Source organism: Martinezella sp. CNPSo 3795, assembly GCF_057784475.1.
The window spans coordinates 138,824-162,226 of sequence record NZ_JBXSOQ010000011.1 but is presented as its reverse complement, the minus strand read 5'-3'; the positions used below and the strand labels follow the sequence as shown (position 1 = coordinate 162,226).

Here is a 23,403-nt window from a genome sequence, read left to right as displayed (position 1 = left end):
CGATCATTATGGGCATGGCTTGCTGTTGAACTGCTGGCCATCGGATCGCCAGACGAGGCAGCGGAACCCGGTCCCGTCAGACCATTCTGTCAAAAGATCGGTCTTTCCATCTTCATCGCCATCAAAGGCAAAGAGCTTCTCAACGCCTCCAAAGCCGTTGATCCATGGCGTCGGGGCCGCAAGGCCATCCTTGCTACCAAGGGAAACCATGTACTGAAGGGTCTTCTTGTTGATCTGCATGCGATCCGGCCAGCCGTCGCCATTGAAGTCGCCCCATATTTCTGTTCCAGAGATATCGCCGATCTCTTGGTTGCAGTAGCCAGGAACAAAGCTCATCGTGCTAAGTCTCGTCTTCAGATGAAGGCATAAGCCATCGGGATTTCTGGCGATAAGGCCGATGGTCTTGCCTCCATCGTTCCATGGTTCTAACGTCTCAATCTTCCCGAGCCCGTTTATCCATGGCTGTTGGGTATCCTGAAGTCCAAGAGCAACGCGAAGGGAAACCCAAATCGTTCCCTTCGCATCCATGTCAATGATGTCTTTATAGCCGTCCCCGTTGAGATCGGTCGACACTGCATCGAGCAGTTCCCCATATGGCTCAAGTCCAGGATCGCCGATGATGAATGCCGCAAAATCAAAGACGATGGCTTTCGGTGTCGATAGTTTCGCGCGAACACTCAAGCGATCGTTGGGCTTTAAGGTAATGTCGTAAGGTACGATGAGCGGGATAGCCGGCGATGTCTTGCCAGGAGTGTGATCTGGCGTTTCGATCGTCTTTACAATTTTATCGTTGACGCTGACCTCGACCTGATGAGCAGATTTTTCCACGCTGGTCAGATTGCTCAGGAAAATTCCAGATCCGTAGATCTTCACATCCCCTCCAGATGTGTTGATGAATTCAGTGAACGGAGCATAGCGACGGTTCCCGTCGGCAACATAGGAGCGATCGCGATAGGGAGAGCGGTAGCTGACCGCCGCCGGAAGCTTTATTTGATCGGCCCGAACAAGCTCAACACGGTAGCGCAATGACATGAGCTTTCCATCGGCCAGTCTAGCATTATCAAGTTCCTTGACACCTCGCCCAGGCATAAAGAAACCGGACGTGGAGCCGACGTTCAAAACGTGACCTGCTTGCAACGCCAAGCCGCCTGCTGGGATATCGAGGCTCTTTTCTATGATCTGGCTTGGGCCGGCATCATACTGGTGTGTGATTAGGAGTTCTTCACCGCTCGTGAGTGAGTTTTTTGCGCCGATAGGGAAAACGGAAAAACCAATGTCTGTTTCAACGGTCTCGCCATTCTTAATTCCGGAAGTGTCAAGCGAATAATCGAACTTGACGATGCGATAGTCGGCCTTCGTGCTGTTGTTTAGAAACGAAGAAACCCCGAGAACCCGCGGATCTTGTGTTTTCTGTTTGCTTAGAACGCCCTCGAAAATCACACGCTCCGCTCCCTCTGGGATAGGGCAACCCGCATTGCGGCAATCTTGAGAGATCGTCACCCCGGCGGCTGAGGCATGCGCGGCGCCCCACCATAAAAGAAGGGTGACGGCGGCTATGAGTTTTGATCGCATCAGCTCAACGTTTACCATCAGTTTCAGACTTCAACCGGATGACGCTTCCGACTGACGGTTGTCAATAGCCACCTTCTTTCCTCAGGACACTTTTATGAAACCGAAACTCGTCCCAAACGCGGGCCGGGTGTTTCGCCGCGCGTGGAGCATCCGCCTGATCATCTTGGCCGGTATCCTATCCGGTTGCGAAGTCGCCCTTCCGATCATCGATCAGTTCATCACCATCCCGCGCGGCACCTTTGCTGCCCTCACGGGTCTCGTCACCTGTGGCGCGCTGATCTCTCGCCTTGTCGCCCAAGAAAATCTGAAAGGTAATTCTGATGCCGATCAATAAGATCGTCGCCACCAAGCGCGGCAAGGCGGCGATCGCCGCTGCCCTTGTCGCCGCCGCTGCTGCTGGCTGGCAGTCCACCAAAGACACCAATCCGGCAAAGCATGTTTATCCGCCGGCCGTCATCCTGGCGACGGACAATCTCATCAAGCCTTGGGAAGGGCTCGTGCTCAAGGCGCATTGGGATCCATATGCCAAGATCTATGACATCTGCTACGGCAAGACCAGGATCAACGGTAAACCCGTCACCGCGGGCATGAGCTTCACCAAGGCTCAATGCGATGACTTCCTCGAGCAGGAAGTCTACGAGGAATACTATCTGCCTCTCACGAGGCGGGTGCCTAATTTCACGAGCTTTCCAGTCAGCCTGCAAGCCTCACAGATCTCCGGCGGCTATAACTTCGGGATTGGCGCTCTAGTCGGTTCCAGCGCTATGCGGGAAGCCGGCAAGCGCAATTATCGTCTGGCCTGCGAAATGCAGGCCCGTTTCAACCGCGCGGGCGGTCAGGTCGTCAACGGTCTGGTGAAGCGCAGAGAGATGGGCGATGCCCAAAGGCTCGGCGAGGCTGAAACCTGTGTGAGTGGCCTCTGATGTTCGGGCTCCTCGATTATATCAAGCTCGCCGCCGGCGCCGTCGTTGGCGGCTTCCTCGTCTATGCCTTCGTGAGCCTGATCAGCATCCCGGCCGCAGAGCATCGCGCTCGGGCCGGATATGTCGAGCTCGCCGAGAAGACGACGGCAGAAGCCAAGGCCGCCGAGATGGAGCGCCAGCGCAACGCCGCTTCCCAAGCCCTCACCGAAGCCGCCAAGCGCCAGGCCGCGGACGAACTAGCACAGCAGGCAAAGGATGCCGAAACCGATGTTGCAATTTCCGACTATGAAAAGAAGCTCGCTGCTGCAAATCGTCAGTGCCTTGCTGATCCCGCTGACGTTCAGTTCCTGCAGTCTCACTGACCGGCTGGGAAAGGCATCATCGGCAAAGGGCGTTATCGCCGCCGGCACAAATCTGCCGCTGCTGCCCGATGACTGCCGAAAGAAAGAACCTCACGCCGCCGTCAGGGTCGGCGACGAGCTGCGTTCTGTTCTTGTGCGGGAGCGAGGCGCCCTTGATCGAGCAAACGCGCGCAATGGGCGTTGCGCGTCTTTCTATGACGACACGAAGGCCAGGTTCAGCGTTAGCCCCAAATGAGGGCAGCAGCAACATTCTCGGCTTCTTCATTATAGCTACCACGCTGGCGGCACTTTTGCTGCTGGCGTGGCATTCCATTAGCATTTCATAGGGCAGGGCGCGGAATAAATGGGCAACGGCAAAGAGGATACGGCTATGAACAGGCCTCGCATAATCTTTGACTTCAATCTTGGCACACTCATTCCGCTCCTCGCCTTGGCGCTGGCGGGATGGGATCGATACGCGGCCCTGGAGGCGAAAGTTCAGGTCATCGATACTCGTGGCCTCGCACGCATGCAGATTTCAGACACCTTTCAGGCTGAGACGAAGAAGGCACTTGCCGACGTCGCCAGTGCTCCGAAGGATATTGTCGAACTGAAGAAGGGGCAGGAGGTCGCCAATGCCCGAATGGACCGGCTGGCCGATCTGATGATCAGTGGGCAAGACGCGATGCGGCAGACGATGCAAACCGGCTTCGATCTTCTGCGCAAGGATATGTCTGCGATCTCGACAAAGGTGGAAGTCGTCGGGTCCAAGGTTGACATGATGACGGGAAAGCCGTCGCCCGGAGTTTATCGCCCGAGGTGATCGGTGAAGTGCTGTCAAGACAGATGACCGGTTCCGCTTCGAGGTTTTGGGCGCGACCGAACATGCGGCTCGCGACATCGCAGGGGAAACACATTCGCACCCCTGCCGTTCCATTCGCCGGACTTCGCGAAATCGCTGGGCAGCACGATACGGCCGCCCAGCAGCTGCTGTGCCTTGATCAGCGCGGCCTCAGTTCCGAAGCAAAGTACCTGATAAGAATCGCCGCGATAATGCGCGTGCTTCGTCTTATAGGTCGGCTCGATCCCGCGCGCCTTGTCGTGAAGAGGACCAAGCTGCCGGAAGGTCATATCTTCCGTCAGGATCATGAGGCGATAAGGCCAGCGCCTGTCGAGCTTAGCTCGGGTGAGCCGCATCCTCTGATCCATTTTCCATTCCTTATAATCTAATGTCTTTCCAGATCGGCTTGCGGACGACTTTGATCTCGACCAGTTTCCGCACCTTCATGCCCACCATTTCCTTGGCGGTTGGGCTAAACAGCTCGGCCGTGAGATAATCCTTCCGCTTGCAGAGCTGGCAGCGAAACTTCCCCGCAATACGCCTGACAGGAATATCGCCGCAGAGCGGTATAAGATCCGCTGGATCATAAACGTGCTTCACGGAACAGTGGGCGCAATCGATCTTGATGTAATAGGATCGCTCCGTGTAGGCCGACAGCGTCGGCGCGCCCAGGACCTGGTCGCGGCTTGGCGGTTTTTCGGGCATGTCTCATGCTTGTTGTTGGAAGTATTGAACCCATGCCGGATGCGTCTCAATGCCATCGACGATGAGCCCCAGTGTCTTCTCCAGATCGTCCCCGATAGCATACCAATTCGGCCCGAGGTTCAGCTCCGCGCCCGCGAAAGGGATGCTAATCAAGGTGCAAATCTTCCCTTCGGCTTCATCCATCGCAAATTGCAGGTCTGCGAAATAGGCCGATGGCAGCGCGGTATTCACTTGCACTCGCTTGAAACAAAGGCCCTGGCGGCCCTGTGTTTCACTGGCGAGCGCATCCTCGATTTCGTTGCCTGGTAGATCGAAGGGCCCTTCCCACCAAAAGGTATAGGGCGGCAGATCCCCGTCTTCCTCGTGGTCGAAATCATAGGCGCCGATTTGCTCCAGTGCACCGCGCGCCTCGTCGATCACTTTCAGGAATGCCGCTGACTTCGCGATCTCCCCATCATGCCGGCGTTCATCGAAAACGTCCTGGCTGACAAAGGCAACAAGATCCTTGAATGCCTTCGCGTCGCTATGCGTGATCTTATATTGGGTCTGATGCATGACGCACGTCTCCATCCCGCCGATCGATGGCGGATTTCTTCGTCAGATTCTTGGAAAACTCAGGCTTGGTCAGCCTTGTTTGTTCTCAAAATGTTCTCATTCTTCCGAAGAGTCAAGCTGCCTCAATCGAATGAGCTTTTGCTTCAGGCGCTCGATGTCCGAGAGGATATCTGAAAGCTCGATGTCGGGAGCTTCTAGCGTCGACGGCGGATTTGTAACGAATGATGTTTCAAGCCGCGCAAGGATCTCTGCCGTCATTGATCTGTCGTTGGCGCGGGATGCTGCGGCGATGCGCCGCTTCAGATCCTCCGGTATCCGGAGCTTGAAATGTAAGTCTTCTCTTGCCATGCCAGGCTATTCCCCCGGCTTATTCGTTTCTGTCACCCCCACGGCCAAAGCATAGCACGGAACAAAAGCAAAGTCTTAACCATCGGCGCAGCTCGCTGCACGCGCCGAGAAGGTGGGCCATCGGTGGGATATATCGCGAAGAGTGTATCTATGGCATTCCTTATGATCGTAAGGGCTTTATTTGGGGGCAATAACGAAATGAAATGTGATGAACAGCGTGCCGCGGTTGCCGCCGGCGCGATGGAAACTCCATGTCCGACGCGGCGGCGAATTCTGGGCGGACTTGCGACCTTCGCCGCGGCGGCCACCCTGCCGAAGATGGTCGCCGCTGCCGATCAATATGCCGCGGCACTCCGCTATCTTCATGCTGAATTTATGAGCGCGGCTTCCCGTATGGGGAAGGCGGACGGGAACCTGCAGGAAACCCTCTATCGGCGCATGATCGCGCTTGCGACGGCCCTGACAGTTATTCCCGCCTCGTCGCCTCATTCATGGGGGCTAAAGAAGGAAGTGGCTGGCTGGTCGCTGGAAGACGGCGGGAGCACGATGTTGTTGCCATACGACCTAGTGCTGGCGCTGACCAGAGATAGCCCGTTATAAGCGGGCTACTTGTCTTTCCGAAGCTTTGCGACCTTTGATTTCAGCTGTTCAAGCTCCTCGAGGATATCGATGATCTCGATGTCCTGTTGGTCAATTCCCAGCAGGCGATCAGCGTGGAATGATCCCTCCAGGCGCGCGAGGATTTCCGCATTGATTGAACGGTTATTCCTGGCGGCCGCACCCACGATGGCGGCCTTGATCTCGGGAGTCATCCTGATCCGAAACTGGAGCTTTGTCTGATCTTCTGCCATGGGACACGAATTGCACCAAAGGGGTCCTTGATGCAATTGGGCCATATTGGTACTAGTACCATTTTGGTCCATATATCGGAGCTTCGAAATGAACGGGAAAAATCTGGTCCAGGTGAAGATCAAGCTTCCTGTCGAAATCAAGAAGTGGGTAGAAGGTGAGGCGGAAAAGAACATGCGCTCCCAGAGCGCCGAGATTGCTTTCGCCTTGAAGGAAAAGATGGACCGGCAGAGAGCTAACAATGACCGTTAGATATCTTGTAGCCGCCTCGGCTGCCGTTGTTGTGACTGCCCTCTCTTGCCACAGCAGCCTGGCGCAAACCACGCCGAAGCAATTCACCATTTGCGAGGACGGCGTAGCGCGGACCGATTGCGTCGTTGACGGCGATACCTTCTGGATGGATGGCGTCAAGATTCGGATCGCCGACATCGACGCGCCGGAGACCCACCCAGCCCGATGCTCGAGCGAACAGGAGCTGGGTGATGCGGCCACGTATCGCCTTCAGGATCTGCTCAACGCAGGCCCCTTCGACCTCGTGTCCATCGATCGTGACGAAGATATATATGGCCGGAAGCTGCGGATCGTCGAACGCGATAATCAATCCATCGGTGCCGAGCTGGTGAGTGAGGGAGTGGCACGCGCATGGCGCGGCAAAAGAAGCCCATGGTGCAATTGACGCGCATCAATCTGTGAGCTTGTCGGCCACTGCATCTAGGTCGCCTTCAACGACATACCAAAACGGGGCGCTGTTGTTGCCGCCGGGCGCATCAACGACGATGCATGTGTCTTTTCCCATCAGATGGACAGCGATTACCTTTTCCGGGTTTATGAAAATTACTGGGCTGTCGGAGTACTTAGGTTCGAACGGAACGAGCTTCATGTATGTCTCCTTTGGTAGGTGTATGCCGGACCCTGAAATAGGGTCCGGCTGAGAGTATGGCGTAGCGGACTGCACAAGGCGATCAGCTTGTTCGGCTCTGCGGCCTGCTGGCGGATGGGCAGCACATTACCGAGAGATTGCGGAACATCAAGGCAACATCTGGTGGGACTTCTGTGGGACTTTCTGCACCGATCCATGCACCATCCCCCGGTCTGTTCCATTTTTATTCCCACAAGCCGATTTTTCCCCTTGCGTCCTAAAGCCCAAAAGTCTAGGGAAATCTTGCTTGTAGAGCAGGTCGGGGCGTAGCGCAGCCCGGTAGCGCACTTGACTGGGGGTCAAGGGGTCGCTGGTTCGAGTCCAGTCGCCCCGACCATTTATCTCCTTGAACTCCCAATCGAATTTCTGAAAGTCAGCTGCACCAGGACGACGCCTGGCCGGTCCAGCGGCGTGCGAGACCTTCCGACACCATCTGATCGCCGAGCGAGCGCCCCGCGCGCATGGCAATGCGCAGTTTGCCGCCATTCGGGTCGTCGCGACGGCTGCTGCCGGAAAGCACGAAGCTTCCGTCATTGAGAATGGCCTGCAGGCGCAGTTTCGCGGCTACGCCTCTCTGTCTTTCGCTCGGGCAACGCGCGGCACCGGCGTCCGGTACATCGATATCGGCCAACTGAATCCGGATGCCATCCTGCCAGAAGGTATTGCCATCGACGACGCAGTTCGTTCCAGAGCCAGCGCCGCATAGCACGAAACGACCGCCGGACTGCGCACGCAGGCTGGGTATCGGCCGTTCGACCGGTATCTTGTTAACCGGCATCGCCACAGGAATGGCGGCAGGCGGTACCGGCAGGGCGGATGTCGCGCGCGGCTCCGAAGTCACTGCTGCCGTCTTTATTTGCGGTTTTGCCGCTGGCACCGGTGCTTCCCGAGCCATATGCGGCATGCCTGCGACTGCGCCGGCATGCGCCAGCATCGACGGCATGTCCTTGCGATGCTGATAGGCGTAGATGCCGGCTATCGTTGCCAGGCCGACAACACCCCATAGCCACATCGAATTGCCCGCCTTGGATTGCGGCCTGCGCCGCGTGCGTCGTTTCGCTTTCGCCATGGTATCATCCCTCAATTGCGAGGGGGATTATCGCCGCCATTTCTTACCGATCCGTTGGCTTTGGCGGCGATCATGAACTGCGATGGGGCAGGGCTATTTCGTGGCCGCCGTCGGCGGCTTCAGTTTCACCGCCATCGTCACCTGTCCGTTGATGGAAAGTCTCGTGCCGCGATTGTCTGGATTGTTGACCGAAGTATTGCTCGACAGAGCACTGATCTCGCAGGCATCGGCAATCGTGTCGAGCAGGGTGGCGCAGCTGCTTGCGGCAATCTTATAGAAGGATTTCAACGCCTTCTCTTGCTGCTCCTCGCTGTCGCCATCTGTTATGGGATAGGAGATCGATATTCCCGATTGCACAGAAATATATCCTTCGGGCGGCTGGCGAGGGTTACGCAGCGGAAGATTCGAAAAATTCTGCGCGAGGGCGGGCAGGGCCGCCGCTGCAAGCGTCAAGCTGAGAGCAGCCCGGATCAGAAATCTGGTCATCATTATGCCTCCGTTTTTTCCGCTTATTGCAGATGCGGATAAAGGCTTGGTGATGCACTAACTTAAAATTGTACCTTCGATCGAATTTCCGTAAAATCTGCGAATCAGAAATGCGTCGGCCGAAATGCTTCCTTGCCAACCCCACGCGCAAGGCGCATAGTCTAATCCTATCGTCGGGAATAAAACGGGTGCCGGCGAAGTACTGCGTGCTTCTGCCCCACGGACAATGAGACGCGCAAATGCTGGACACACCTATCCATCCACGAGATCTGCCGCTGTTTTCAGACGATCTGGACCGACTCGAGAAGGTGCTTGATACGGTCTGCAAGGATCGTGGCATGAGCCCGCGAAGCCTCGAAGCAGAGCGCCTCGGCGCATTGATTATTCAGCTTTATCGCCAGGGCGTAAAGGACGACGCGAAGCTTCTCGCACTTGCACGGGCTTATTTCTGACGCAGCTGCGTTTTTTTGTGGCCGAAAATCTAATCGATTTAAGCTGATTTCACATAGCAGCAATGATGCTTTGTGCCTGTTCGAAGCGGGGCAGCCTCCCTATATTTGCTGCGTTGCACAAAGAGATTCGATTTCTCGATGTCACTGATTCTGGAAAGGAACAGTGCGCGTCAGCCCGCAGCGGAGGAAAAAACCGGCCGTGGCTGACGTGGATAGAAAGGTCCATGATGAATTTTAAAGTTCCGAGCCGGCTTCGCCGCTTGCTCGTCGATTCCGTCGAGCTGCCGCAGCTCAAATTTCCGATGATGCAGCCGCAATCGCAGCCGTCGCGCCGTCGCGTTTCCACGCGCCCGTCGCCGCAGCGGCTGACGGAAGTTTTGTGGTTTGGCCGCAATCCCGGCGATTTGCGCATGCTCGAATATGTACCCCCGGGGGTAAAAGGACCGATGCCGCTCGTCGTTGTCCTACACGGCTGTCATCAGAATGCCGAGGATTTCGATCGCGCGAGCGGATGGACCGCACTTGCGCGCCAGCACGGATTTGCCGTGCTTTATGCGGAGCAGAAGGCATCGAACAACCCAAATCTCTGTTTCAACTGGTTTCGCCCGAGCATGGTCACGCGCGATCGCGGTGAGCTCGGATCCATCAGAGAAATGATTGATTTCAGCCGCCGCCTGCATGCGATCGACGATAGCAGGATTTTCGTCATGGGCCTCTCGGCCGGTGGCGCTATCGCAGCTGCATTGCTCGCGACCTATCCGGAACTCTTTGCCGCAGGCGCCATCATCGGCGGCCTGCCTTTCGGCGCTGCCCGCGATGCCATATCGGCGCTTGACGTCATGAAGCGCGGCTCAAGCCGCCCGGCGGAAAAATGGGGCGAGCTCGTTCGCGAAGTTTCCCCCGAAGCTGCTCGCTATCCCGTCGTCTCCATCTGGCATGGCGATGCCGATAATGTGGTGTCTTTCGCCAATGCCGAGGCATCCGTGGCGCAATGGCTGACTGCTCGCGAGCGTCCGCGCACCAAGGGTCGGTTGCGTCTCTTCGAAGGTGGCGAGCGGCGCGAATGGCGCGACGACTATGGCCATATGATCCTGGAGCTCGTGACGCTGACCGATTTCGGGCATGGCCTGCCGGTTGGCTCCATTGTTGAAGGCTGGGAGCCGGCAAACAACACCGAGCGCTACATCCTGCCTGCAGCCCTCTCTGCGCCCGAAGAGCTTGTCAAAGGCTGGAAGCTCGCGGCCTGAGGCAGATCGCAAGACCTAAGGCCTGAAGGCGAAGCGGCGCTGGGAGATTTCAGGCACTGCGTCAGCCGTCAATCGTCATTGGTGGCATTCAGGTTCTCAGGCCGGATGCCATCATTTTCGGACCAATGCTTGAAGCGAATGCCAGGGCCACCCATACCGTCACTGCCGCCGGCGAGGAAAAGCACCCCGTGGCTCTCGAGGACGGAGCGAACTGTCGCAAGCGCCCTCATATCCGCCGGGCTTGTCCCTGTTTCCAGCGCTTCGATCGCCGAAACCGGGAGTTTGCTCTCGCTGGCAAGCGTCTCCACCGTCAGTTCGAGCATGGCGCGCGCGCCGCGCAATTGTGCTGAAGTAATCATGAGTTAAGTCTATCGCATCGGCTTGAAAAGCGGAACCGATTTCCGGCGAAAATCCTCTGCGAGTTTAAAGGGCAGCCGCGCTTTTCTCCCGGCCCTCGCGCTTATTGTCCAAACTGGAATTTGCTACCAATTCCAGCGGGGCAGGGGCGGGATAGCCGAGCAGGTCGTGATAGATCTTCTCGGTCGCATCCGCCATGCCGGCGAGCGTATATCCATCCTTGCGGCGACGGGCTTCGGCAGTAAAATTCGCCAGCAACGTCGGATCGCCAAGACGTGCCATCGCGGCCGCCAACGCTTCCGGATTATCGCTGTTCGGCACGATGTAGCCGTTCTTGCCGTGCTCCAGCACCGTGCGCGCGCCACCGACATCGGCGAGCAGCAGCGGCTTGCCCGCAGCTGCGGCCTCCAGCATCACATAGGACATCGCCTCATAGCGGCTTGGCATGACGACAACATCGAAGGCGTCGATGGCCGTCACCCCCGGTACGCTGCCATCAATGCGGGCGCGATCTTCAAGCCCGGCCGCCTTGATCATCTCCCTTGCAGTGTCGGCCAGCTCACCGATCCCGATCATCAGCAGATGGGCTTGCGGCAATTGGGCTGCTATCCGTGCAAAAGCCGCGACCAGGCGCTCAGGCGCCTTCTGTTGCGTCATTCTGCCAACGAAGCCGAAGAGCAAAGCTTCCTGAGGAATGCCGTATCGTCTGCGGATGGCTGCTCGCTGGCTGAGGGGAGGTGCGTTGACGCCGTTGACCACGACCCGCAGGCGTTTTTCCGGGATGCCGAGCGACAGGGCGTGATTATATTCATCTTGCGAAACGCAGACCAGGCGATCGGTCAGCCACGTCCCGAGAAAGCGCTCGATACCGCCATAGATCAGGCGGCCTTTCGCACCGAGCGTCGGGTCCATGGTGCGGAAGGCATGCGGCGTGTAGAGAACGGGGACATGGCGCCCCGGCAAACGCAAGCGCGTTAACGCGCCGGCTTTCGAGCTATGGCCATGGATAAGATCAAACGGCCCATGACTGGCCGCGATCTTGCGCAGTTGCCACCATGCAGTCAGATCCCAGGCGCCGGGCGCGCGCCGCATGCCAAGCGGAATGACATTGTCCAGGCCGATATTTTCCAGTTCTGTGACGAAAGCGGGCTCTGCGCGCACCGGGGAATAGACAGCGGTCACGGAATGGCCGCGATGCTGCATGGCCCGGCATAAGTCGAGAAAATGTCGCCCGGAGCCACCGCCGCTCGGCTCGAGAACCTGCAGCAACGACAGGCGTTTGACGTTGGTGCGAATGTTCACGGCGCAGCTTTCCTTTTGTTCAGGTCACGCTGATACTTTTGCTCCAGGGCGCCGCAGCCCCAGACGATGCCGATCAGCATGTAGAAATGGCGCCAGTGGTCGGTATCGATGACGTTGCCGATGCCGACATGGCCGAGAATGACGATCCAGGCGATCATCAGGTAGGGCTGCCAGGGACGCTCCCTCAGGAGGTTGCGGAAGCCGATATAGATGGTCCAGCAGATCATGCTGACCCAGGTGACGAAGCCGAGCCAGCCATAAGTGGTCAGTGTCTTTAGCCAGGTATTGTGTTCGTCCTCGCGGAAGATCTGACCGAAGACCAGCGGCCCGATGCCGAAAGGCCGTTCCATGGACATTTGGAAGCCGATGCTGTGGCGTTCGAAGCGGCCGAGATGTCCGCCGTCATAACTCTGAACCAGCTGCAAGCGCGTCGAAAACAGGTCGCTGACCTGGGGAAATTGCAGCGCAACGACGAGCAGAACGACCATGAGGATGATGGCCGCCAGCGACATCACCAGGATCCGCAGCCGGAAGGTATTGCTGCGGTGCTTCAGCAGCATGCAGAAGATCAGCATCACCGAGGCGAAGGCGAAGAGGGCCCAAGCGGCGCGGGAGAAAGACAGGAAAATACCGAAGGCGAGCACGAACAGGCATATGCCTTTGATCGGCGCTTTCTTCAGGTCACCGATGAGCAAGCCGTGCATGAGGTAAAGGCTTGGCGCCACGAGATAGGGGCCGAAGACGTTCGGATCCTGGAACGCACCCATGGCGCGATCATAGCGGGTGAAGATGTCGAAGCCCGGTACGGCGTGGAAGTAGCCGAGGATGCCGAGGCTCGCGGTGATCAGCGCCGCCACCACCCATGTATTGAAGATCAGCTTCAGCCGCTTTTCGTTGTCTTCGGTGATGGCGGCATAGAAGACGGAACTCAGCGCCAGGAAAGTGGAAACGGCGATATAGATCGGGCCGGCGAGATGATCGCTGGCGGCGAGATCATGCATCTGAGTGATCGACAGCATGCCGCCGATATTGAACAGCAGGAACAGCGCCAGCAGTGGTGCGACGCTGCGCGAGATTTTGAGCCCGAGAATGAACCAGGTACCGATCAGAAAAGCGAGCCACAGCTCATAGGGTGCCGGCTCGGCGATGACGAAGCCCGACAGAAACACGCCGACAGCAACGCTTGCCGTACCGACCAGCCGCATGGCGGCAAGCTGCGGCTGCGCGACGCGGGGCGATGGCAGGTCCAGCGTGGTCAATAGGCGTTTTCCGTATTGAGCAGACGGAACGGCGTCAAGAACAGGATCTTCAGATCGAAAAGCAGCGACCAGTTCTCGATGTAGTACAGATCGTAAGCCGTGCGGAACTTGATCTTGTCGTCGCTGTCAATCTCGCCGCGCCAGCCGTTGATCTGCGCCCAGCCAGTGACGCCGGGCTTGACGCGATGGCGCGCGAAATAGCCTTCGACGACGTCGGCATAGGTGCGGTTATGGCTGGCGGCCAGAACGGCGTGGGGGCGCGGTCCCACAAGCGAGAGGCTGCCGAGCAGCACGTTGAAGAGCTGCGGCAACTCGTCGATCGATGTCTTGCGGATGAAGCGGCCGACGGGGGTCACGCGCGGATCGTTCTTGGTCACGGCATTGCGCGCCGAGGGATCGCTCATATGGGTGTACATCGAGCGGAACTTGAACACGTTGATAATCTCGTTGTTGAAGCCGTGGCGCTTCTGCATGAAGAAGATCGGCCCTCTCGAGGTTGCCTTCACGGCAATTGCGGCGCCGAGCATGATCGGCCAGAGCAAAGCAAGTGCGACCAGGCTGAAGAAGATGTCGAAGATGCGCTTGGCAACGCCATCCCAGTCACGGATCGGCTTGTTGAAGATGTCGAGCATCGGTACGGCGCCGACATGCGAATAGGCGCGGGGGCGGAACCGCAGCTTGTTGGCATGGGCGGCAAGACGAATGTCGACGGGTAGCACCCAAAGCATTTTCAGCAATTGCAGAATGCGATCTTCGGCGCTGATCGGCAACGCGATGATCAGCATGTCTATGCGCACGAGCCGGGCGAATTCCACCAGTTCCGATACCGTGCCCAGCTTCGGGTAACCGGCGACCATGACTGGCGAGCGCTTTTCGCCGCGATCGTCGAAGATGCCGCAGATACGGATATCGTTGTCGGGCTGATGCTCGAGCGCGCGGATGAGCTCCTTTGCCGGTTCGCCGCCGCCAACGATGACGGCGCGTCTTTCCATGACGCCGTTACGGGCCCAGTGGCGGATACCGTAGGCGAAAAGCAGGCGGGCGACGAGGAGGAAGCCTGCACCCGCCGCAAACCAAAGGCTGAGAAGTGAGAGCGAATAGATATTGTTGATGTCGAAGGGGAAGAGGGCGATGACCATGACCGCGAAGGCGGCTGCCCAGGATCCCAGTATCCGGTGCAGGAAGTGATGCGGCGAGCGCAAGACCGGTATCTGATAGGCATCCGCAATCTGCAGGAAGACGATGGCAAGGCCGCAGAGGGCGATCGTCACCACGGCCTTCGACAGGAAGGGATGATTGTCCGACGTCCCGAAGAGGAGGATCGCAAGCCCGAATGCAAGCAGCGACAGAAATTCGAACAGCCGGTATTGTCCGACGATGATTGCCGGGGACTGGTTGGTTTCGCGAAGCTGTTCGGCGATTTGCCGCGCATAGGCATTCATGCTGTCTGGGCGATCGCTATGAGGCTCGCTGGCACCGCGAGTGCGGATTTCCGAAACCTGTTTGCGAAGATGGTCCAAGTTGAATTGCTCGGACTTTTCGGTAGTGTTCATGGCAACTTATCCAGTCGTTACCGGACAAGGCCTATCAGATATCAGCTAAAAAACACTTACAACACTTGCCTGTATTCTAACCGTCTTCGTTCAGGCCAAGTATATTTTGATACAAGTGCAAAGTATCCCGCGCCATGGCTGAAGCCGAAAAATTTGATCGTATCGTTCCGATATCGGGCATGTTGCGAGCGCCCCACAGCGGTTCTGTGATCGCTTCGGCCATGATGCGCGAGAGGTCATCGGCATCTTCCAGTTTGGCGAGTGCTGCGCTGTTTTCGCCAAGCGCTTCCGCAACGCCGCCGACGCGCGAGGCGATGACGGTCTTGCCGGCTGCGAGCGCTTCAAGAACGATATAGGGCATGGCCTCGGCGCGCGAGGGGACGACGATGTTCTGTGATACCGTGAAGGCTTCCTGCACGCGCATCGCGGGTAGCATGCCGATACGGTGACCGAGGCCCCGTTCGACCATCATTCGGTGATATTTGTCTCTATCCGGTCCGTCGCCGATCATCAGCGCTGACAGCGGCCTGCCGATCCGCCGCTCCGTTTTTGCAAAGGCGTCCACGAACAGATCGGGACCTTTGAGGTCCCGCAGCATGCCGATATAGACGAAATGCACGGAGTCCGATCGTGTCGGTATGGTGCGAAAATCTCTTTCGCTGATGCCGTTATAGATCATCACAGAGCGGGTGCGCGGCTTGCCGATCTTTCTTTCATAGGTGCGGCGTTCGAAGTCGCAAATGAAGATCAGGCCATCGGTGAGAAACTCGAGCATCCGTTCCAGGCTGTGCACCAGCATGCCCTGGAACGAGCCGCGCGAGAAATGCAGGCTTCCGCCATGCGCTGTATAGAGGCGGGCTACGCGACACCTGTTGACCCGCAGGATCGAGCCGAGAACGCGCGCAAGCAGGCCGCCCTTGGCGCCGTGCCCGTGCAGCACATCCGGCCGCAAACTCTTGATTTCTTTATAGCTGCTCCAAAGTGTCGCAGCATCCGAGAGGGTAATTTGCCGTCGGATCGGCAGACGGACGACGCCAAGAGCCAGGAACGGCGCGATATCGTCGAACAGACGATCCTCATGCTCGCCGCCCGTCAGGCTGTCGCAAAGGATGCCGACCTCATGGCCCGCTTTGCTTTGTTCCTCCGCCAGATCCCGGACATGGCGGAACACGCCGCCGACGGGCGATCTGAAGCAATGAAGGATTCGAAGCGGTCGGGCCATGAGCGGTCGCGGTTAGAACAACCGCTCTCTGACATAGATGGTGTCGCCTGCCAGCACCGGATCGGAGATGCCGACCCGTCCAGTCATGACATGACCGTTGATCTTGCGGGTGACATCCGCGTTGGATTGGTTGGCCCGGCTGGTGAAACCGCCTGCGACCGCGATGGCATTCTGGATGGTCATGCCCGGCACATAGGAATATTGGCCCGGCTGGCCGACTTCGCCCATAATATAGACCGAGCGATAGCGGTCGATGTCGATGGTGACGTCTGGATCGCGAATATATCCCTGGCGAAGCTTCTGCGCGATCTGGCCGGAGAGCTGTTGCAGCGTGCGGCCGCGGGCAGCAACCTGGCCGATCAGCGGGAAGGCGATATAGCCGGCCTGATCGACAGTATAGGTGTTGGTCAGCCCGGCTTGATCGAACACCGTGACGCGCAACCGGTCGCCGCTGTCGAGGGTATAGGGCTGGATCGTGGCCTCGTTGAAGGCCTTGGGTGCCGGTTGATAGGTGTTGCAGCCGGTGAGCGCGGCGCTCACGGCAGCCATGCCGAGTGCAAGGACAATCTTTGACTTTGCGAAGGGCATTTCGCGCTCATTAGAAAGGGAAGACACTGCCGTCGTTATCGATCCGTTAGGGTTAACGGTCGGTAAAGAGCAAATCAAATTCCAGGAAAAAATTAGAGATGCCAAAAATAATGCTGGCGAAATACTATTAACGCTTGGGTTACCATAGTCGTTTACGATTAATTTTGGCTTTCTATTACGGAGTTTTGCATATGTCCGGTGTCAACAACACCCAGCAGGATGTGGACATCGATCTCGCTCAGCTCTTTCGCGCTGTGTGGCAGCGGCGGGTGCGCGTCGTTGCCATCACGCTGGCAGGCGCCTGTGCGGCATTCGCGATCGCCAAGGTCATGTCGCCGGAATATCGCAGCGAAGCCCGCATCCTCATCGAGCAGCGTGCGCCTGCCTTTGCGGCGACGACATCGGGCAACGATGCCGGTGCCGGACCTCTATTGGACGAGCTGAACATTGCCAGCCAGGTGCAGATCCTGCAGTCGGCGGATCTGGTGAAGCAGGTCATTACCAATCTCAAGCTCTACGATCGTCCCGAATTCGCCGCCGGCAACAACGGTTCTGCTCTCTCTGATATTCTGATCAAGCTGCATCTGAAGCGGGCGGCGGCCGACAAGGCCCCGGAAGAGCGGATGCTGGACGCCTTCAACAGCCGCCTGCAGGTCTATCAAATCAACAGCTCACGCGTGATCGGCATCAGCTTCACGTCCCGCAATCCGGATCTCGCCGCCAGCGTGCCGAATGCCATGGCGCAGGTCTATCTATCCATGCAGAGCGGCGCCAAGCTCGATTCCAATAGCGAGGCGACGCGCTGGCTGGAGCCGGAGATCGCCAAGCTGCGCGATAAGGTCAGCGAGGCGGAAAAGAAGGTTGCGGATTATCGTTCCGCCAACGGTCTTCTCCAGACCAGTCAGAACAACAATTTCGCCACGCAGCAGCTCGCGGATATCTCGACGCAGCTGGCGCAGGTGCGTGGCGACAAGGCCAATGCCGAGGCGAGAGCGCAGGCGGTGCGCAGCGCATTGTCCAGCGGCCGTTCGACCGATACGCTTGCCGACGTCGCAGGCTCGCAAACTATTCAGCGGCTGAAGGCGACCCAATCTAATCTCGAGTCGCAGATATCGGATCTGTCCACGACGCTGATGGATGGGCATCCACGGCTGAAGAGCCTGCGGGCGCAGCTCGTTGATATCCGTCAGCAGATCGATCGCGAGACCCAGAGGATTCTGGCAAGCATCGAGAACGAGGCGAAGGTAGCGCAGCTGCGCGAACAGCAGCTCCTCGCCCAATCGAATACGCTGAAGGCCGATAGCGCCCGGGCAGGGGAGGACGAAGTGGGCCTCAATGCGCTGGAGCGTGAAGCTGCGGCAGAGCGACAATTGCTAGAGACCTATCTTGCCCGTTATCGCGAAGCGGCCTCTCGCGTCGACAAGAATTCCAGCCCTGCCGATGCGCGCATCGTTTCCACGGCGGTCGAACCGGTCGATCCCTCTTTCCCGAAAGTCGGCCCGATCGTCATCGTCGCTACCCTTGCCACCTTCATCCTCACGGCCATCGTTATCATGCTCGCGGAGCTGTTCAGCGGCCGTGCATTGCGGCCGGTCGGGCCTGCCCGCAGGGAAGATGCCGTCATGCTGGAGACGGCGAAGCGCACTCGACCCGTCGTCGAACCTGCTCCGGTTCGGGCAGTTGCGAGCGCGAGCGGTGCCGAGGCGCCGGCAAGCATGCTTTCGATCCCGCCAGAAGACATCGCGGTTCAGGTTGCAGACACTGCAATTGCGCCCGACGCCGCTGCCGCCCCGGGCACTGCAATCGCTCCGGACCATGAACCCAGGCAGGCTGCTCGCGCGACGGAGGAAGAGGAAGATTTCTCCATCCAATCCGTCGCGGATTATCTGATCGACAGCGGCTCGCGGCTGGCGATCGCCATATCTCCGACCGGTGATAATGGTTCGACCGCGACTGTCATGCTGGCGCGGACCATCGCCGATGCGGGGAGCCGTATCGTGCTGGTGGATATGACCGGCACCGGATGTCCCTCCAGGCTCATGGCAGAGCATGACGAACTTTCTGGCGTAACCGACCTGCTGTGCGGCGAAGCGGCCTTTGCCGATACGATCCATCCGGATCGCCTGTCGGATGCCCATCTCGTGCCGCAGGGCATGAGCGACCTTGCCCGTGCCATGCGCGGCGCCGATCGTCTGTCGCTGATCCTCGACGCACTCGGTTCGGCCTATGACATCGTTCTGGTGGAATGTGGCGCGGCTGAAGTCTCCGGCGTCGCACGGCTGACGCGCAGCAAGGAGACGGAAATCATCCTCTCCATGCCTGAGCCCGACGAAAGCCAGTTCATCGCTGCCATGACGGAATTCCAGAAGGCCGGCTACGAGCACATCATTCTGATGTCCGGCTGGCGCGAGGAGCATGATCCGGACACGCGCCGGGACGCAGCCTGATCAATCCGCGTCGCCGCCTCCATCATCCGATGCGGTGCCGGCTCCATGCCGTGCCCGCAGCCGCTGGATGAAGGAATAGAGCTTGCGATTGGATTTGATCGCGACCTTCGTACGCGTGATGACCCGGTTCGCCATCGCCGCGAGACGCCCCATGCCTGAGACGGGCAGGAAGAGATCATACTGCACCGTTTCCATCGGGCACCAGGAACGCTTGTAAATCTGGTCGCCGATACCGAAGTCGAAGAGCGCGACGCCTTCGCGATGCAGCCGCTCGATCATCAGCCAAAACAGCAATTCGCCGGGGCTCGCCTCCGCAACCAGAGCCTCATCGATAGAGGCAAACTGGCAGATGACATGATCTCCCTTGCGGGACAGGGCAGCGATGGCTGGAATATGACCCTCGTGTTCGCCTTTTAGGCGCAGCGCATGCATCTCCAGCGTCGCGCCGATGCCATCGCCTTGGCGTCGGCGCAACATGGCGTGCAGCGCAGCCTTGATCCGGCCATCCTTGAACGCATCGGGCAGGCCGGCATCCTCGAAGCGGATCGCCTTCTGCCGGAAGAACAGATCGAGCAATGCGTCCTGCTCGTCAGGACCGGCGATCACATATTCGTAGCCGCCCCTGGCATCGAGAAGCCGGCTCTGATGCTTGAACTTCTTGCGCCGGCGCTTGGCATTGACCTGCTTTAGGCTTGCTTCAAAACTGCCGAGGAAGGGCATCTGAAAGGCGTGGTTCTGATTTTCGATCGACGTCAGCAAAGCGAGCGGATTTTTGCGGCCGCGCCATTCGAGCGGGACGTTGCGCAGGATGACGACGTCCACCTTGCCGCGCAAAGCCGCCGAGATGGCGCTCGCCTGGGGAGCCGTCAAACCCCCATTCTCCAGGAACTCGGCTGAAAACAATCCGGTATTGATATTGTTGTGGTGGCCTCCGATGAACTCGGCTCGTCTTGTCCCGCGACTGCGAATGATTTCGAGCGGCAGGATGAAAGCAACCTGGTCTCCGATCGAGCCCCGGATGATGGCGAGAGGACGTTCGAGGTTCTCCACCCAAGCTGCGCACCAGTCATAGCTCTGGTGCAGCGAGTTGAGATCGTCCCGTTCCAGCGCGCGCCATTCGGCTTCGAGCGGTGCCATGCTGTCGAAGATGTCGACCCGCAACTGATCGGCGGCGGCGGGCTCCATCTCGATGGACGCAATCCGCTTATCCGCTGCTTCGGCGGCCATGCCAGCGATATCTCGCGTCTGGGTCTGCATCCGATCTTCTCCGCTCCGGCGGTATTCGGGCGCAGTCTGGCGGGCAACGGCTTATTTTTGGCTTAAGATGGACACTCGCGCCGGACAAGGTGCGGATCAGGGTTAGCCTAATGTAAATCCTGCCAGAACGCGCGTTACTGCGGGCGCGGCCCGGCCATCCACTTGATGATGCCCATTGCCGGCAGCACCCAGATGATGCCGCTGAAAAGGAAATAGAGGAAATGCACCCAGCCGGGTTGATCTGCAAGCGTTCGCACTGCAACGATCATGGCGACGATCGCATAGATTGCAACCAGCAGCACCAGCAGGATCATGCCAATGAATTTGCGCAGGCGAAGGGGCACGGGGTTTTCTCCTCATTATGGCAGCATGCCGCGACGGCATGCCGCAAACTCCCGGGACTTGTTTTGCACGCCCCTATCGGGCAAATCAACAGCCTGATCGAAGGGAGAAGCCATGGCTGCCACTAATTTTACGACCGAGCAGGCTATTTTGAAGGAAGTGGCTCGTCAGGACCGCAATCGCCGCGCCATACGCATCTGGCTCGCCTGCGTGCTTCTGGTTCTCTTCGGTCTCGTGCTGGTGGGAGGTGCCACGCGCCTCACCAATTCCGGCCTGTCGATCACACAATGGCAGCCGATCCATGGCGTCATCCCGCCGCTGAATGCGCAGGAATGGCAGGACGAATTCGATCTCTACAAGCGCATCCCGCAATTCCAGATCCTGAACAAGGATATGACGGTCGAAGAGTTCAAGGGCATCTTCTGGTGGGAGTGGGCTCATCGCCTGCTGGCCCGCACCATCGGTATCATCTTTGGCCTGCCGCTACTGTTCTTCGTGTTGACGGGCCGCGTCGAGCGCAAGCTCTGGCTGCCGCTTGCGGGCATTTTCCTCCTCGGCGGCCTTCAGGGCGCGATCGGTTGGTGGATGGTCTCCTCGGGGCTCGAAGCGCGCACCGACGTCAGCCAATATCGCCTTGCGACGCATCTCGTGACGGCCTGTCTGATCTTTGCCGCCTGCATGTGGTTCATGCGCGCCCTGTCGCCGCATTCGAACGAGCCGCCGCCTACACGTCATTCAGCAAAACTCGCCGGTTTGATTGCTTTTATGGCCTTGTTTCAGATCTATCTCGGCGCGCTCGTCGCCGGTCTCGATGCAGGCCTCAGCTACAATACCTGGCCACTGATGGATGGCGCCGTCGTACCGAGTGATCTTTTCATACAGTCGCCGGGCTGGATCAATTTCTTCGAGAACCCGAAGACGGTCCAGTTCGTTCACCGCCTCGGCGCCTATGCGCTCTTCGCCGTGGTCGCCGTCAACATGATCATCTCGCTGCGCGCGGCGGCGCAAACGACCCATGCGCGGCGATCCGTCGTTCTCTTCGTGCTTGTGCTGATCCAGGCGATCCTTGGCATTTCGACGCTGCTGCTGCACGTGCCGCTGCATTTGGCCTTGGCGCATCAGGCCGGCGCCCTGATCGTCTTCGGCTTCGCGATTGCCAATTGGCGCGGGTTCTATGGTGAACTGCCGCGCCAGACATCGATCGTCGTGAGAGATTGAGGCGCTTTGCGCCTCGAATCCTTTTACCGCGCAGAAGCGACGCTTGCCGCCGACGACATCCGCGAGACGACTTTCAACCGCTTGATTTCGCCGCGCCGGAAGGCAGCCAGGAAGCGATTGTAATCCTTGAAGACCACGCAGCCATTCGATTCGCCACGGCCGCCTCTGAGCATGTAGGTGTGAGCCAGCAGGCCATCGCGGCCATAGACGCGAGCGCCGTTTGCAGGTGTCAGGCGCAGCGCCTGCACGCCATGGAACAGGCTTTCCCTATAAGTCAGGTTATACGTTTCAGGCGGCGTCGGGCCGGTATTCTTGCGGTCGACATAGCGGGGATTGTCGCGCATGTGGCCGAGGCCGGAATGGGCCTCGAGGCGCTCGCCGCTCGGCAAATAAACGGTTTTCGCCTCGATGTCGTAGATCGCCGTGCCTGCGCCGGGGCTGATCGCCGCAAACGGATTGATGAACGGCTTCGTCTTGCGCACGGAACTGTCATCCGGATCGGCATACGCCGTGAGACGTGATGGTGGCTGAGCGGTTGCTTCGTCGCCCGTCGCTCTGGCGATCGCGCTCGTGGCATTGGCGCGCTGCATGGGTGTCGGTGTCTCGCGGGCAGGGCGGGCCACCGGAATGACGTTCAGAACGGCTTCGGCCACCGCAATGTCGGCGTCCTTGGCGGGCAAAGGCTTGGCTTCCGCAACGGCGGGCAAGCTTACCGCGGGGGCTGCCGAAGCAACCGCAGCCGGCTGTCCGGTCGTCTTTAGAGGACTTGCGGCAGGTATCAGCGCGGCTGCATACTTTGCTTGGCTCAGCGATTGCATTGCAGTCGCGAAGTTTATGGCGATGACCTTGCGCAAATGGTCGATCTTCTCGGGTGAAGCCGCGGCCACTTCGATACGACCGCTCTTGATGCTCGCCGCTACGTCCTGCGCCTGTTTCATTTCGGAGGTCTGCTGTGCAAGCGCATAGGCTAGTTGCAGTCGAACCGCGTCCGCACCGACACCTTTCGTTTGAACATCCGCGTCTGCGATGCTGCCGAAGCGGCTCTGTCCATGCAGCGAGGTCGTCTGGCTGGCGTAGCGGACGGGATGGGCCGCGCGGCTTGGCGGAACGATGAATGCCGATGCGCGGGGCGCCAGGAAATTATCGGTCGGCGCCGCTGCGCCGGGAAGCGATAGCACCATCGATTGCGTCGTCATCAGCGTCGCCGCGATCCAGGCGAAAGCAGCGACTGCGACGCCGGTGGCCAGGGTGCCGGGACGGATGCTGAAGGATTTTTTTGATCGCGAGGCGTAGCCGGAGCGCGAATTGAAGTTACCGAACGTTTCGGTCACGAACGCCATGATACTCGTTATCCAAACTACACAGACACCAAGCCGGCTCAAGAACGCACACGCGCCCTAACGCGAGTGTCGCGTTCGGTCGCCAACTTGCCGGCTGTCTGGAAGCATGCCGAATTATGGTAACCAATTCCTTTACGATGGCTCATTCTTGGATATTCATTGAAAAAAGGGATAGTTTTAAACGTCCCGCCCATTCGGACCAGCAAAGCCG

29 protein-coding genes and 1 tRNA gene are annotated in these 23,403 nt (G+C 58.7%); 12 read left to right on the top strand and 18 right to left on the bottom strand.

Annotation, left to right across the window (positions count from 1 at the left end; translation table 11 throughout):
- Window positions 1-6: 6 nt before the first annotated feature.
- Window positions 7-1,590 carry an FG-GAP repeat domain-containing protein gene (locus AC13QY_RS25600; protein WP_488494149.1) on the bottom strand — a complete coding sequence of 528 codons (1,584 nt, stop codon included), beginning with the start codon at window positions 1,588-1,590 and terminating at the stop codon, window positions 7-9.
- 76 nt (window positions 1,591-1,666) lie between these two features.
- On the opposite strand from AC13QY_RS25600, the gene AC13QY_RS25595 reads away from it, so the two are divergent.
- The 4 genes from AC13QY_RS25595 to AC13QY_RS25580 all read left to right on the top strand — a co-directional run bounded on the left by AC13QY_RS25595 (window position 1,667) and on the right by AC13QY_RS25580 (window position 3,659).
- Window positions 1,667-1,906 (top strand): DUF7940 domain-containing protein, encoded by a 240-nt coding sequence (locus tag AC13QY_RS25595; RefSeq protein ID WP_488494148.1) that lies wholly within the window; start codon window positions 1,667-1,669, stop codon window positions 1,904-1,906.
- Entirely contained in the window at window positions 1,893-2,495 is a 603-nt protein-coding gene (locus tag AC13QY_RS25590; protein WP_488494147.1) for a lysozyme, read from the top strand. The genes AC13QY_RS25595 and AC13QY_RS25590 overlap by 14 nt, the downstream gene beginning before the upstream one ends.
- A complete protein-coding gene (locus AC13QY_RS25585; RefSeq protein ID WP_488494146.1) occupies window positions 2,495-2,857 on the top strand; it encodes a hypothetical protein in 363 nt (120 codons plus the stop codon). Before AC13QY_RS25590 ends, AC13QY_RS25585 begins: the two co-directional genes overlap by 1 nt.
- A gap of 370 nt (window positions 2,858-3,227) precedes the next feature.
- Entirely contained in the window at window positions 3,228-3,659 is a 432-nt protein-coding gene (locus AC13QY_RS25580) for a hypothetical protein (protein ID WP_488494145.1), read from the top strand.
- A 14-nt stretch (window positions 3,660-3,673) separates the two neighbouring features.
- Here AC13QY_RS25580 and AC13QY_RS25575 read toward each other — a convergent pair whose 3' ends face one another.
- From AC13QY_RS25575 to AC13QY_RS25560, 4 genes are all read right to left on the bottom strand, one after another.
- Window positions 3,674-4,045, bottom strand: coding sequence for a hypothetical protein (locus tag AC13QY_RS25575; protein WP_488494144.1), 372 nt, complete (start codon window positions 4,043-4,045; stop codon window positions 3,674-3,676).
- 10 nt (window positions 4,046-4,055) lie between these two features.
- Window positions 4,056-4,382 (bottom strand): hypothetical protein, encoded by a 327-nt coding sequence (locus AC13QY_RS25570; protein ID WP_488494143.1) that lies wholly within the window; start codon window positions 4,380-4,382, stop codon window positions 4,056-4,058.
- A 3-nt stretch (window positions 4,383-4,385) separates the two neighbouring features.
- Entirely contained in the window at window positions 4,386-4,937 is a 552-nt protein-coding gene (locus AC13QY_RS25565) for a hypothetical protein (RefSeq protein WP_488494142.1), read from the bottom strand.
- A gap of 96 nt (window positions 4,938-5,033) precedes the next feature.
- Entirely contained in the window at window positions 5,034-5,285 is a 252-nt protein-coding gene (locus AC13QY_RS25560) for an Arc family DNA-binding protein (RefSeq protein ID WP_488494141.1), read from the bottom strand.
- Window positions 5,286-5,435: 150 nt separating this feature from the next.
- Here AC13QY_RS25560 and AC13QY_RS25555 point away from each other — a divergent pair, with 150 nt between their 5' ends.
- On the top strand, window positions 5,436-5,885 hold the full coding sequence (locus tag AC13QY_RS25555; RefSeq protein ID WP_488494140.1) for a hypothetical protein: 450 nt from the start codon (window positions 5,436-5,438) through the stop codon (window positions 5,883-5,885).
- A gap of 5 nt (window positions 5,886-5,890) precedes the next feature.
- Here AC13QY_RS25555 and AC13QY_RS25550 read toward each other — a convergent pair whose 3' ends face one another.
- Window positions 5,891-6,136, bottom strand: coding sequence for an Arc family DNA-binding protein (locus AC13QY_RS25550; RefSeq protein ID WP_488494139.1), 246 nt, complete (start codon window positions 6,134-6,136; stop codon window positions 5,891-5,893).
- Window positions 6,137-6,224: 88 nt separating this feature from the next.
- Between AC13QY_RS25550 and AC13QY_RS25545 the strand changes: the two genes are divergently transcribed.
- Entirely contained in the window at window positions 6,225-6,386 is a 162-nt protein-coding gene (locus AC13QY_RS25545; RefSeq protein ID WP_488494138.1) for a hypothetical protein, read from the top strand.
- Entirely contained in the window at window positions 6,376-6,810 is a 435-nt protein-coding gene (locus AC13QY_RS25540; RefSeq protein WP_488494137.1) for a thermonuclease family protein, read from the top strand. Before AC13QY_RS25545 ends, AC13QY_RS25540 begins: the two co-directional genes overlap by 11 nt.
- A gap of 6 nt (window positions 6,811-6,816) precedes the next feature.
- Here the strand turns inward: AC13QY_RS25540 and AC13QY_RS25535 are convergent, their stop codons facing one another.
- Window positions 6,817-7,014 carry a hypothetical protein gene (locus AC13QY_RS25535; protein WP_488494136.1) on the bottom strand — a complete coding sequence of 66 codons (198 nt, stop codon included), beginning with the start codon at window positions 7,012-7,014 and terminating at the stop codon, window positions 6,817-6,819.
- Window positions 7,015-7,313: 299 nt separating this feature from the next.
- On the opposite strand from AC13QY_RS25535, the gene AC13QY_RS25530 reads away from it, so the two are divergent.
- Window positions 7,314-7,390 (top strand) — tRNA-Pro (locus AC13QY_RS25530).
- Between the two features lie 36 nt (window positions 7,391-7,426).
- On the opposite strand, the gene AC13QY_RS25525 is transcribed toward AC13QY_RS25530, so the two are convergent.
- Both AC13QY_RS25525 and AC13QY_RS25520 read right to left on the bottom strand, forming a co-directional pair.
- Window positions 7,427-8,122 (bottom strand): thermonuclease family protein, encoded by a 696-nt coding sequence (locus AC13QY_RS25525; RefSeq protein ID WP_113329024.1) that lies wholly within the window; start codon window positions 8,120-8,122, stop codon window positions 7,427-7,429.
- 93 nt (window positions 8,123-8,215) lie between these two features.
- Window positions 8,216-8,611 carry a hypothetical protein gene (locus tag AC13QY_RS25520; RefSeq protein WP_113354716.1) on the bottom strand — a complete coding sequence of 132 codons (396 nt, stop codon included), beginning with the start codon at window positions 8,609-8,611 and terminating at the stop codon, window positions 8,216-8,218.
- A 236-nt stretch (window positions 8,612-8,847) separates the two neighbouring features.
- On the opposite strand from AC13QY_RS25520, the gene AC13QY_RS25515 reads away from it, so the two are divergent.
- Window positions 8,848-9,060: a hypothetical protein gene (locus tag AC13QY_RS25515; protein WP_069616263.1), complete on the top strand. Its 213-nt coding sequence runs from the start codon at window positions 8,848-8,850 to the stop codon at window positions 9,058-9,060.
- 224 nt (window positions 9,061-9,284) lie between these two features.
- Window positions 9,285-10,307, top strand: a complete 1,023-nt coding sequence (locus AC13QY_RS25510) for an extracellular catalytic domain type 1 short-chain-length polyhydroxyalkanoate depolymerase (RefSeq protein WP_246661063.1) — start codon at window positions 9,285-9,287, stop codon at window positions 10,305-10,307.
- A 68-nt stretch (window positions 10,308-10,375) separates the two neighbouring features.
- On the opposite strand, the gene AC13QY_RS25505 is transcribed toward AC13QY_RS25510, so the two are convergent.
- From AC13QY_RS25505 to AC13QY_RS25480, 6 genes are all read right to left on the bottom strand, one after another.
- A complete protein-coding gene (locus tag AC13QY_RS25505) occupies window positions 10,376-10,666 on the bottom strand; it encodes a RodZ family helix-turn-helix domain-containing protein (protein ID WP_069616264.1) in 291 nt (96 codons plus the stop codon).
- 64 nt (window positions 10,667-10,730) lie between these two features.
- Window positions 10,731-11,966, bottom strand: a complete 1,236-nt coding sequence (locus tag AC13QY_RS25500) for a glycosyltransferase family 4 protein (RefSeq protein WP_113354717.1) — start codon at window positions 11,964-11,966, stop codon at window positions 10,731-10,733.
- Entirely contained in the window at window positions 11,963-13,225 is a 1,263-nt protein-coding gene (locus AC13QY_RS25495; RefSeq protein WP_113354718.1) for an O-antigen ligase family protein, read from the bottom strand. Before AC13QY_RS25495 ends, AC13QY_RS25500 begins: the two co-directional genes overlap by 4 nt.
- On the bottom strand, window positions 13,222-14,778 hold the full coding sequence (locus AC13QY_RS25490; RefSeq protein WP_113354719.1) for an undecaprenyl-phosphate glucose phosphotransferase: 1,557 nt from the start codon (window positions 14,776-14,778) through the stop codon (window positions 13,222-13,224). Before AC13QY_RS25490 ends, AC13QY_RS25495 begins: the two co-directional genes overlap by 4 nt.
- Window positions 14,779-14,854: 76 nt before the next feature.
- Entirely contained in the window at window positions 14,855-16,000 is a 1,146-nt protein-coding gene (locus tag AC13QY_RS25485) for a glycosyltransferase family 4 protein (protein ID WP_488494135.1), read from the bottom strand.
- A 12-nt stretch (window positions 16,001-16,012) separates the two neighbouring features.
- Window positions 16,013-16,588, bottom strand: coding sequence for a polysaccharide biosynthesis/export family protein (locus AC13QY_RS25480; protein ID WP_069616269.1), 576 nt, complete (start codon window positions 16,586-16,588; stop codon window positions 16,013-16,015).
- 191 nt (window positions 16,589-16,779) lie between these two features.
- Here AC13QY_RS25480 and AC13QY_RS25475 point away from each other — a divergent pair, with 191 nt between their 5' ends.
- On the top strand, window positions 16,780-19,035 hold the full coding sequence (locus tag AC13QY_RS25475) for an exopolysaccharide transport family protein (RefSeq protein ID WP_113354721.1): 2,256 nt from the start codon (window positions 16,780-16,782) through the stop codon (window positions 19,033-19,035).
- Here AC13QY_RS25475 and AC13QY_RS25470 read toward each other — a convergent pair whose 3' ends face one another.
- Window positions 19,036-20,292, bottom strand: a complete 1,257-nt coding sequence (locus tag AC13QY_RS25470; protein ID WP_113354722.1) for a GNAT family N-acetyltransferase — start codon at window positions 20,290-20,292, stop codon at window positions 19,036-19,038.
- Between the two features lie 134 nt (window positions 20,293-20,426).
- Window positions 20,427-20,636: a DUF2842 domain-containing protein gene (locus AC13QY_RS25465; protein ID WP_069616272.1), complete on the bottom strand. Its 210-nt coding sequence runs from the start codon at window positions 20,634-20,636 to the stop codon at window positions 20,427-20,429.
- 112 nt (window positions 20,637-20,748) lie between these two features.
- Here AC13QY_RS25465 and AC13QY_RS25460 point away from each other — a divergent pair, with 112 nt between their 5' ends.
- Window positions 20,749-21,852 carry a COX15/CtaA family protein gene (locus AC13QY_RS25460; protein ID WP_113354723.1) on the top strand — a complete coding sequence of 368 codons (1,104 nt, stop codon included), beginning with the start codon at window positions 20,749-20,751 and terminating at the stop codon, window positions 21,850-21,852.
- Between the two features lie 23 nt (window positions 21,853-21,875).
- Here AC13QY_RS25460 and AC13QY_RS25455 read toward each other — a convergent pair whose 3' ends face one another.
- A complete protein-coding gene (locus AC13QY_RS25455; RefSeq protein ID WP_113390104.1) occupies window positions 21,876-23,192 on the bottom strand; it encodes a DUF2778 domain-containing protein in 1,317 nt (438 codons plus the stop codon).
- Window positions 23,193-23,403 lie beyond the last annotated feature (211 nt).

What these genes read in the sequence shown, in the direction of transcription:
- AC13QY_RS25600 (WP_488494149.1), bottom strand. Translation starts at nt 1,590, where the DNA reads ATGGTAAACGTTGAGCTGATGCGATCAAAACTCATAGCCGCCGTCACC.
- AC13QY_RS25595 (WP_488494148.1), top strand. Translation starts at nt 1,667, where the DNA reads ATGAAACCGAAACTCGTCCCAAACGCGGGCCGGGTGTTTCGCCGCGCG.
- AC13QY_RS25590 (WP_488494147.1), top strand. Translation starts at nt 1,893, where the DNA reads ATGCCGATCAATAAGATCGTCGCCACCAAGCGCGGCAAGGCGGCGATC.
- AC13QY_RS25585 (WP_488494146.1), top strand. Translation starts at nt 2,495, where the DNA reads ATGTTCGGGCTCCTCGATTATATCAAGCTCGCCGCCGGCGCCGTCGTT.
- AC13QY_RS25580 (WP_488494145.1), top strand. Translation starts at nt 3,228, where the DNA reads ATGAACAGGCCTCGCATAATCTTTGACTTCAATCTTGGCACACTCATT.
- AC13QY_RS25575 (WP_488494144.1), bottom strand. Translation starts at nt 4,045, where the DNA reads ATGGATCAGAGGATGCGGCTCACCCGAGCTAAGCTCGACAGGCGCTGG.
- AC13QY_RS25570 (WP_488494143.1), bottom strand. Translation starts at nt 4,382, where the DNA reads ATGCCCGAAAAACCGCCAAGCCGCGACCAGGTCCTGGGCGCGCCGACG.
- AC13QY_RS25565 (WP_488494142.1), bottom strand. Translation starts at nt 4,937, where the DNA reads ATGCATCAGACCCAATATAAGATCACGCATAGCGACGCGAAGGCATTC.
- AC13QY_RS25560 (WP_488494141.1), bottom strand. Translation starts at nt 5,285, where the DNA reads ATGGCAAGAGAAGACTTACATTTCAAGCTCCGGATACCGGAGGATCTG.
- AC13QY_RS25555 (WP_488494140.1), top strand. Translation starts at nt 5,436, where the DNA reads ATGGCATTCCTTATGATCGTAAGGGCTTTATTTGGGGGCAATAACGAA.
- AC13QY_RS25550 (WP_488494139.1), bottom strand. Translation starts at nt 6,136, where the DNA reads ATGGCAGAAGATCAGACAAAGCTCCAGTTTCGGATCAGGATGACTCCC.
- AC13QY_RS25545 (WP_488494138.1), top strand. Translation starts at nt 6,225, where the DNA reads ATGAACGGGAAAAATCTGGTCCAGGTGAAGATCAAGCTTCCTGTCGAA.
- AC13QY_RS25540 (WP_488494137.1), top strand. Translation starts at nt 6,376, where the DNA reads ATGACCGTTAGATATCTTGTAGCCGCCTCGGCTGCCGTTGTTGTGACT.
- AC13QY_RS25535 (WP_488494136.1), bottom strand. Translation starts at nt 7,014, where the DNA reads ATGAAGCTCGTTCCGTTCGAACCTAAGTACTCCGACAGCCCAGTAATT.
- AC13QY_RS25525 (WP_113329024.1), bottom strand. Translation starts at nt 8,122, where the DNA reads ATGGCGAAAGCGAAACGACGCACGCGGCGCAGGCCGCAATCCAAGGCG.
- AC13QY_RS25520 (WP_113354716.1), bottom strand. Translation starts at nt 8,611, where the DNA reads ATGATGACCAGATTTCTGATCCGGGCTGCTCTCAGCTTGACGCTTGCA.
- AC13QY_RS25515 (WP_069616263.1), top strand. Translation starts at nt 8,848, where the DNA reads ATGCTGGACACACCTATCCATCCACGAGATCTGCCGCTGTTTTCAGAC.
- AC13QY_RS25510 (WP_246661063.1), top strand. Translation starts at nt 9,285, where the DNA reads ATGATGAATTTTAAAGTTCCGAGCCGGCTTCGCCGCTTGCTCGTCGAT.
- AC13QY_RS25505 (WP_069616264.1), bottom strand. Translation starts at nt 10,666, where the DNA reads ATGATTACTTCAGCACAATTGCGCGGCGCGCGCGCCATGCTCGAACTG.
- AC13QY_RS25490 (WP_113354719.1), bottom strand. Translation starts at nt 14,778, where the DNA reads ATGAACACTACCGAAAAGTCCGAGCAATTCAACTTGGACCATCTTCGC.
- AC13QY_RS25485 (WP_488494135.1), bottom strand. Translation starts at nt 16,000, where the DNA reads ATGGCCCGACCGCTTCGAATCCTTCATTGCTTCAGATCGCCCGTCGGC.
- AC13QY_RS25480 (WP_069616269.1), bottom strand. Translation starts at nt 16,588, where the DNA reads ATGCCCTTCGCAAAGTCAAAGATTGTCCTTGCACTCGGCATGGCTGCC.
- AC13QY_RS25475 (WP_113354721.1), top strand. Translation starts at nt 16,780, where the DNA reads ATGTCCGGTGTCAACAACACCCAGCAGGATGTGGACATCGATCTCGCT.
- AC13QY_RS25470 (WP_113354722.1), bottom strand. Translation starts at nt 20,292, where the DNA reads ATGCAGACCCAGACGCGAGATATCGCTGGCATGGCCGCCGAAGCAGCG.
- AC13QY_RS25460 (WP_113354723.1), top strand. Translation starts at nt 20,749, where the DNA reads ATGGCTGCCACTAATTTTACGACCGAGCAGGCTATTTTGAAGGAAGTG.
- AC13QY_RS25455 (WP_113390104.1), bottom strand. Translation starts at nt 23,192, where the DNA reads ATGGCGTTCGTGACCGAAACGTTCGGTAACTTCAATTCGCGCTCCGGC.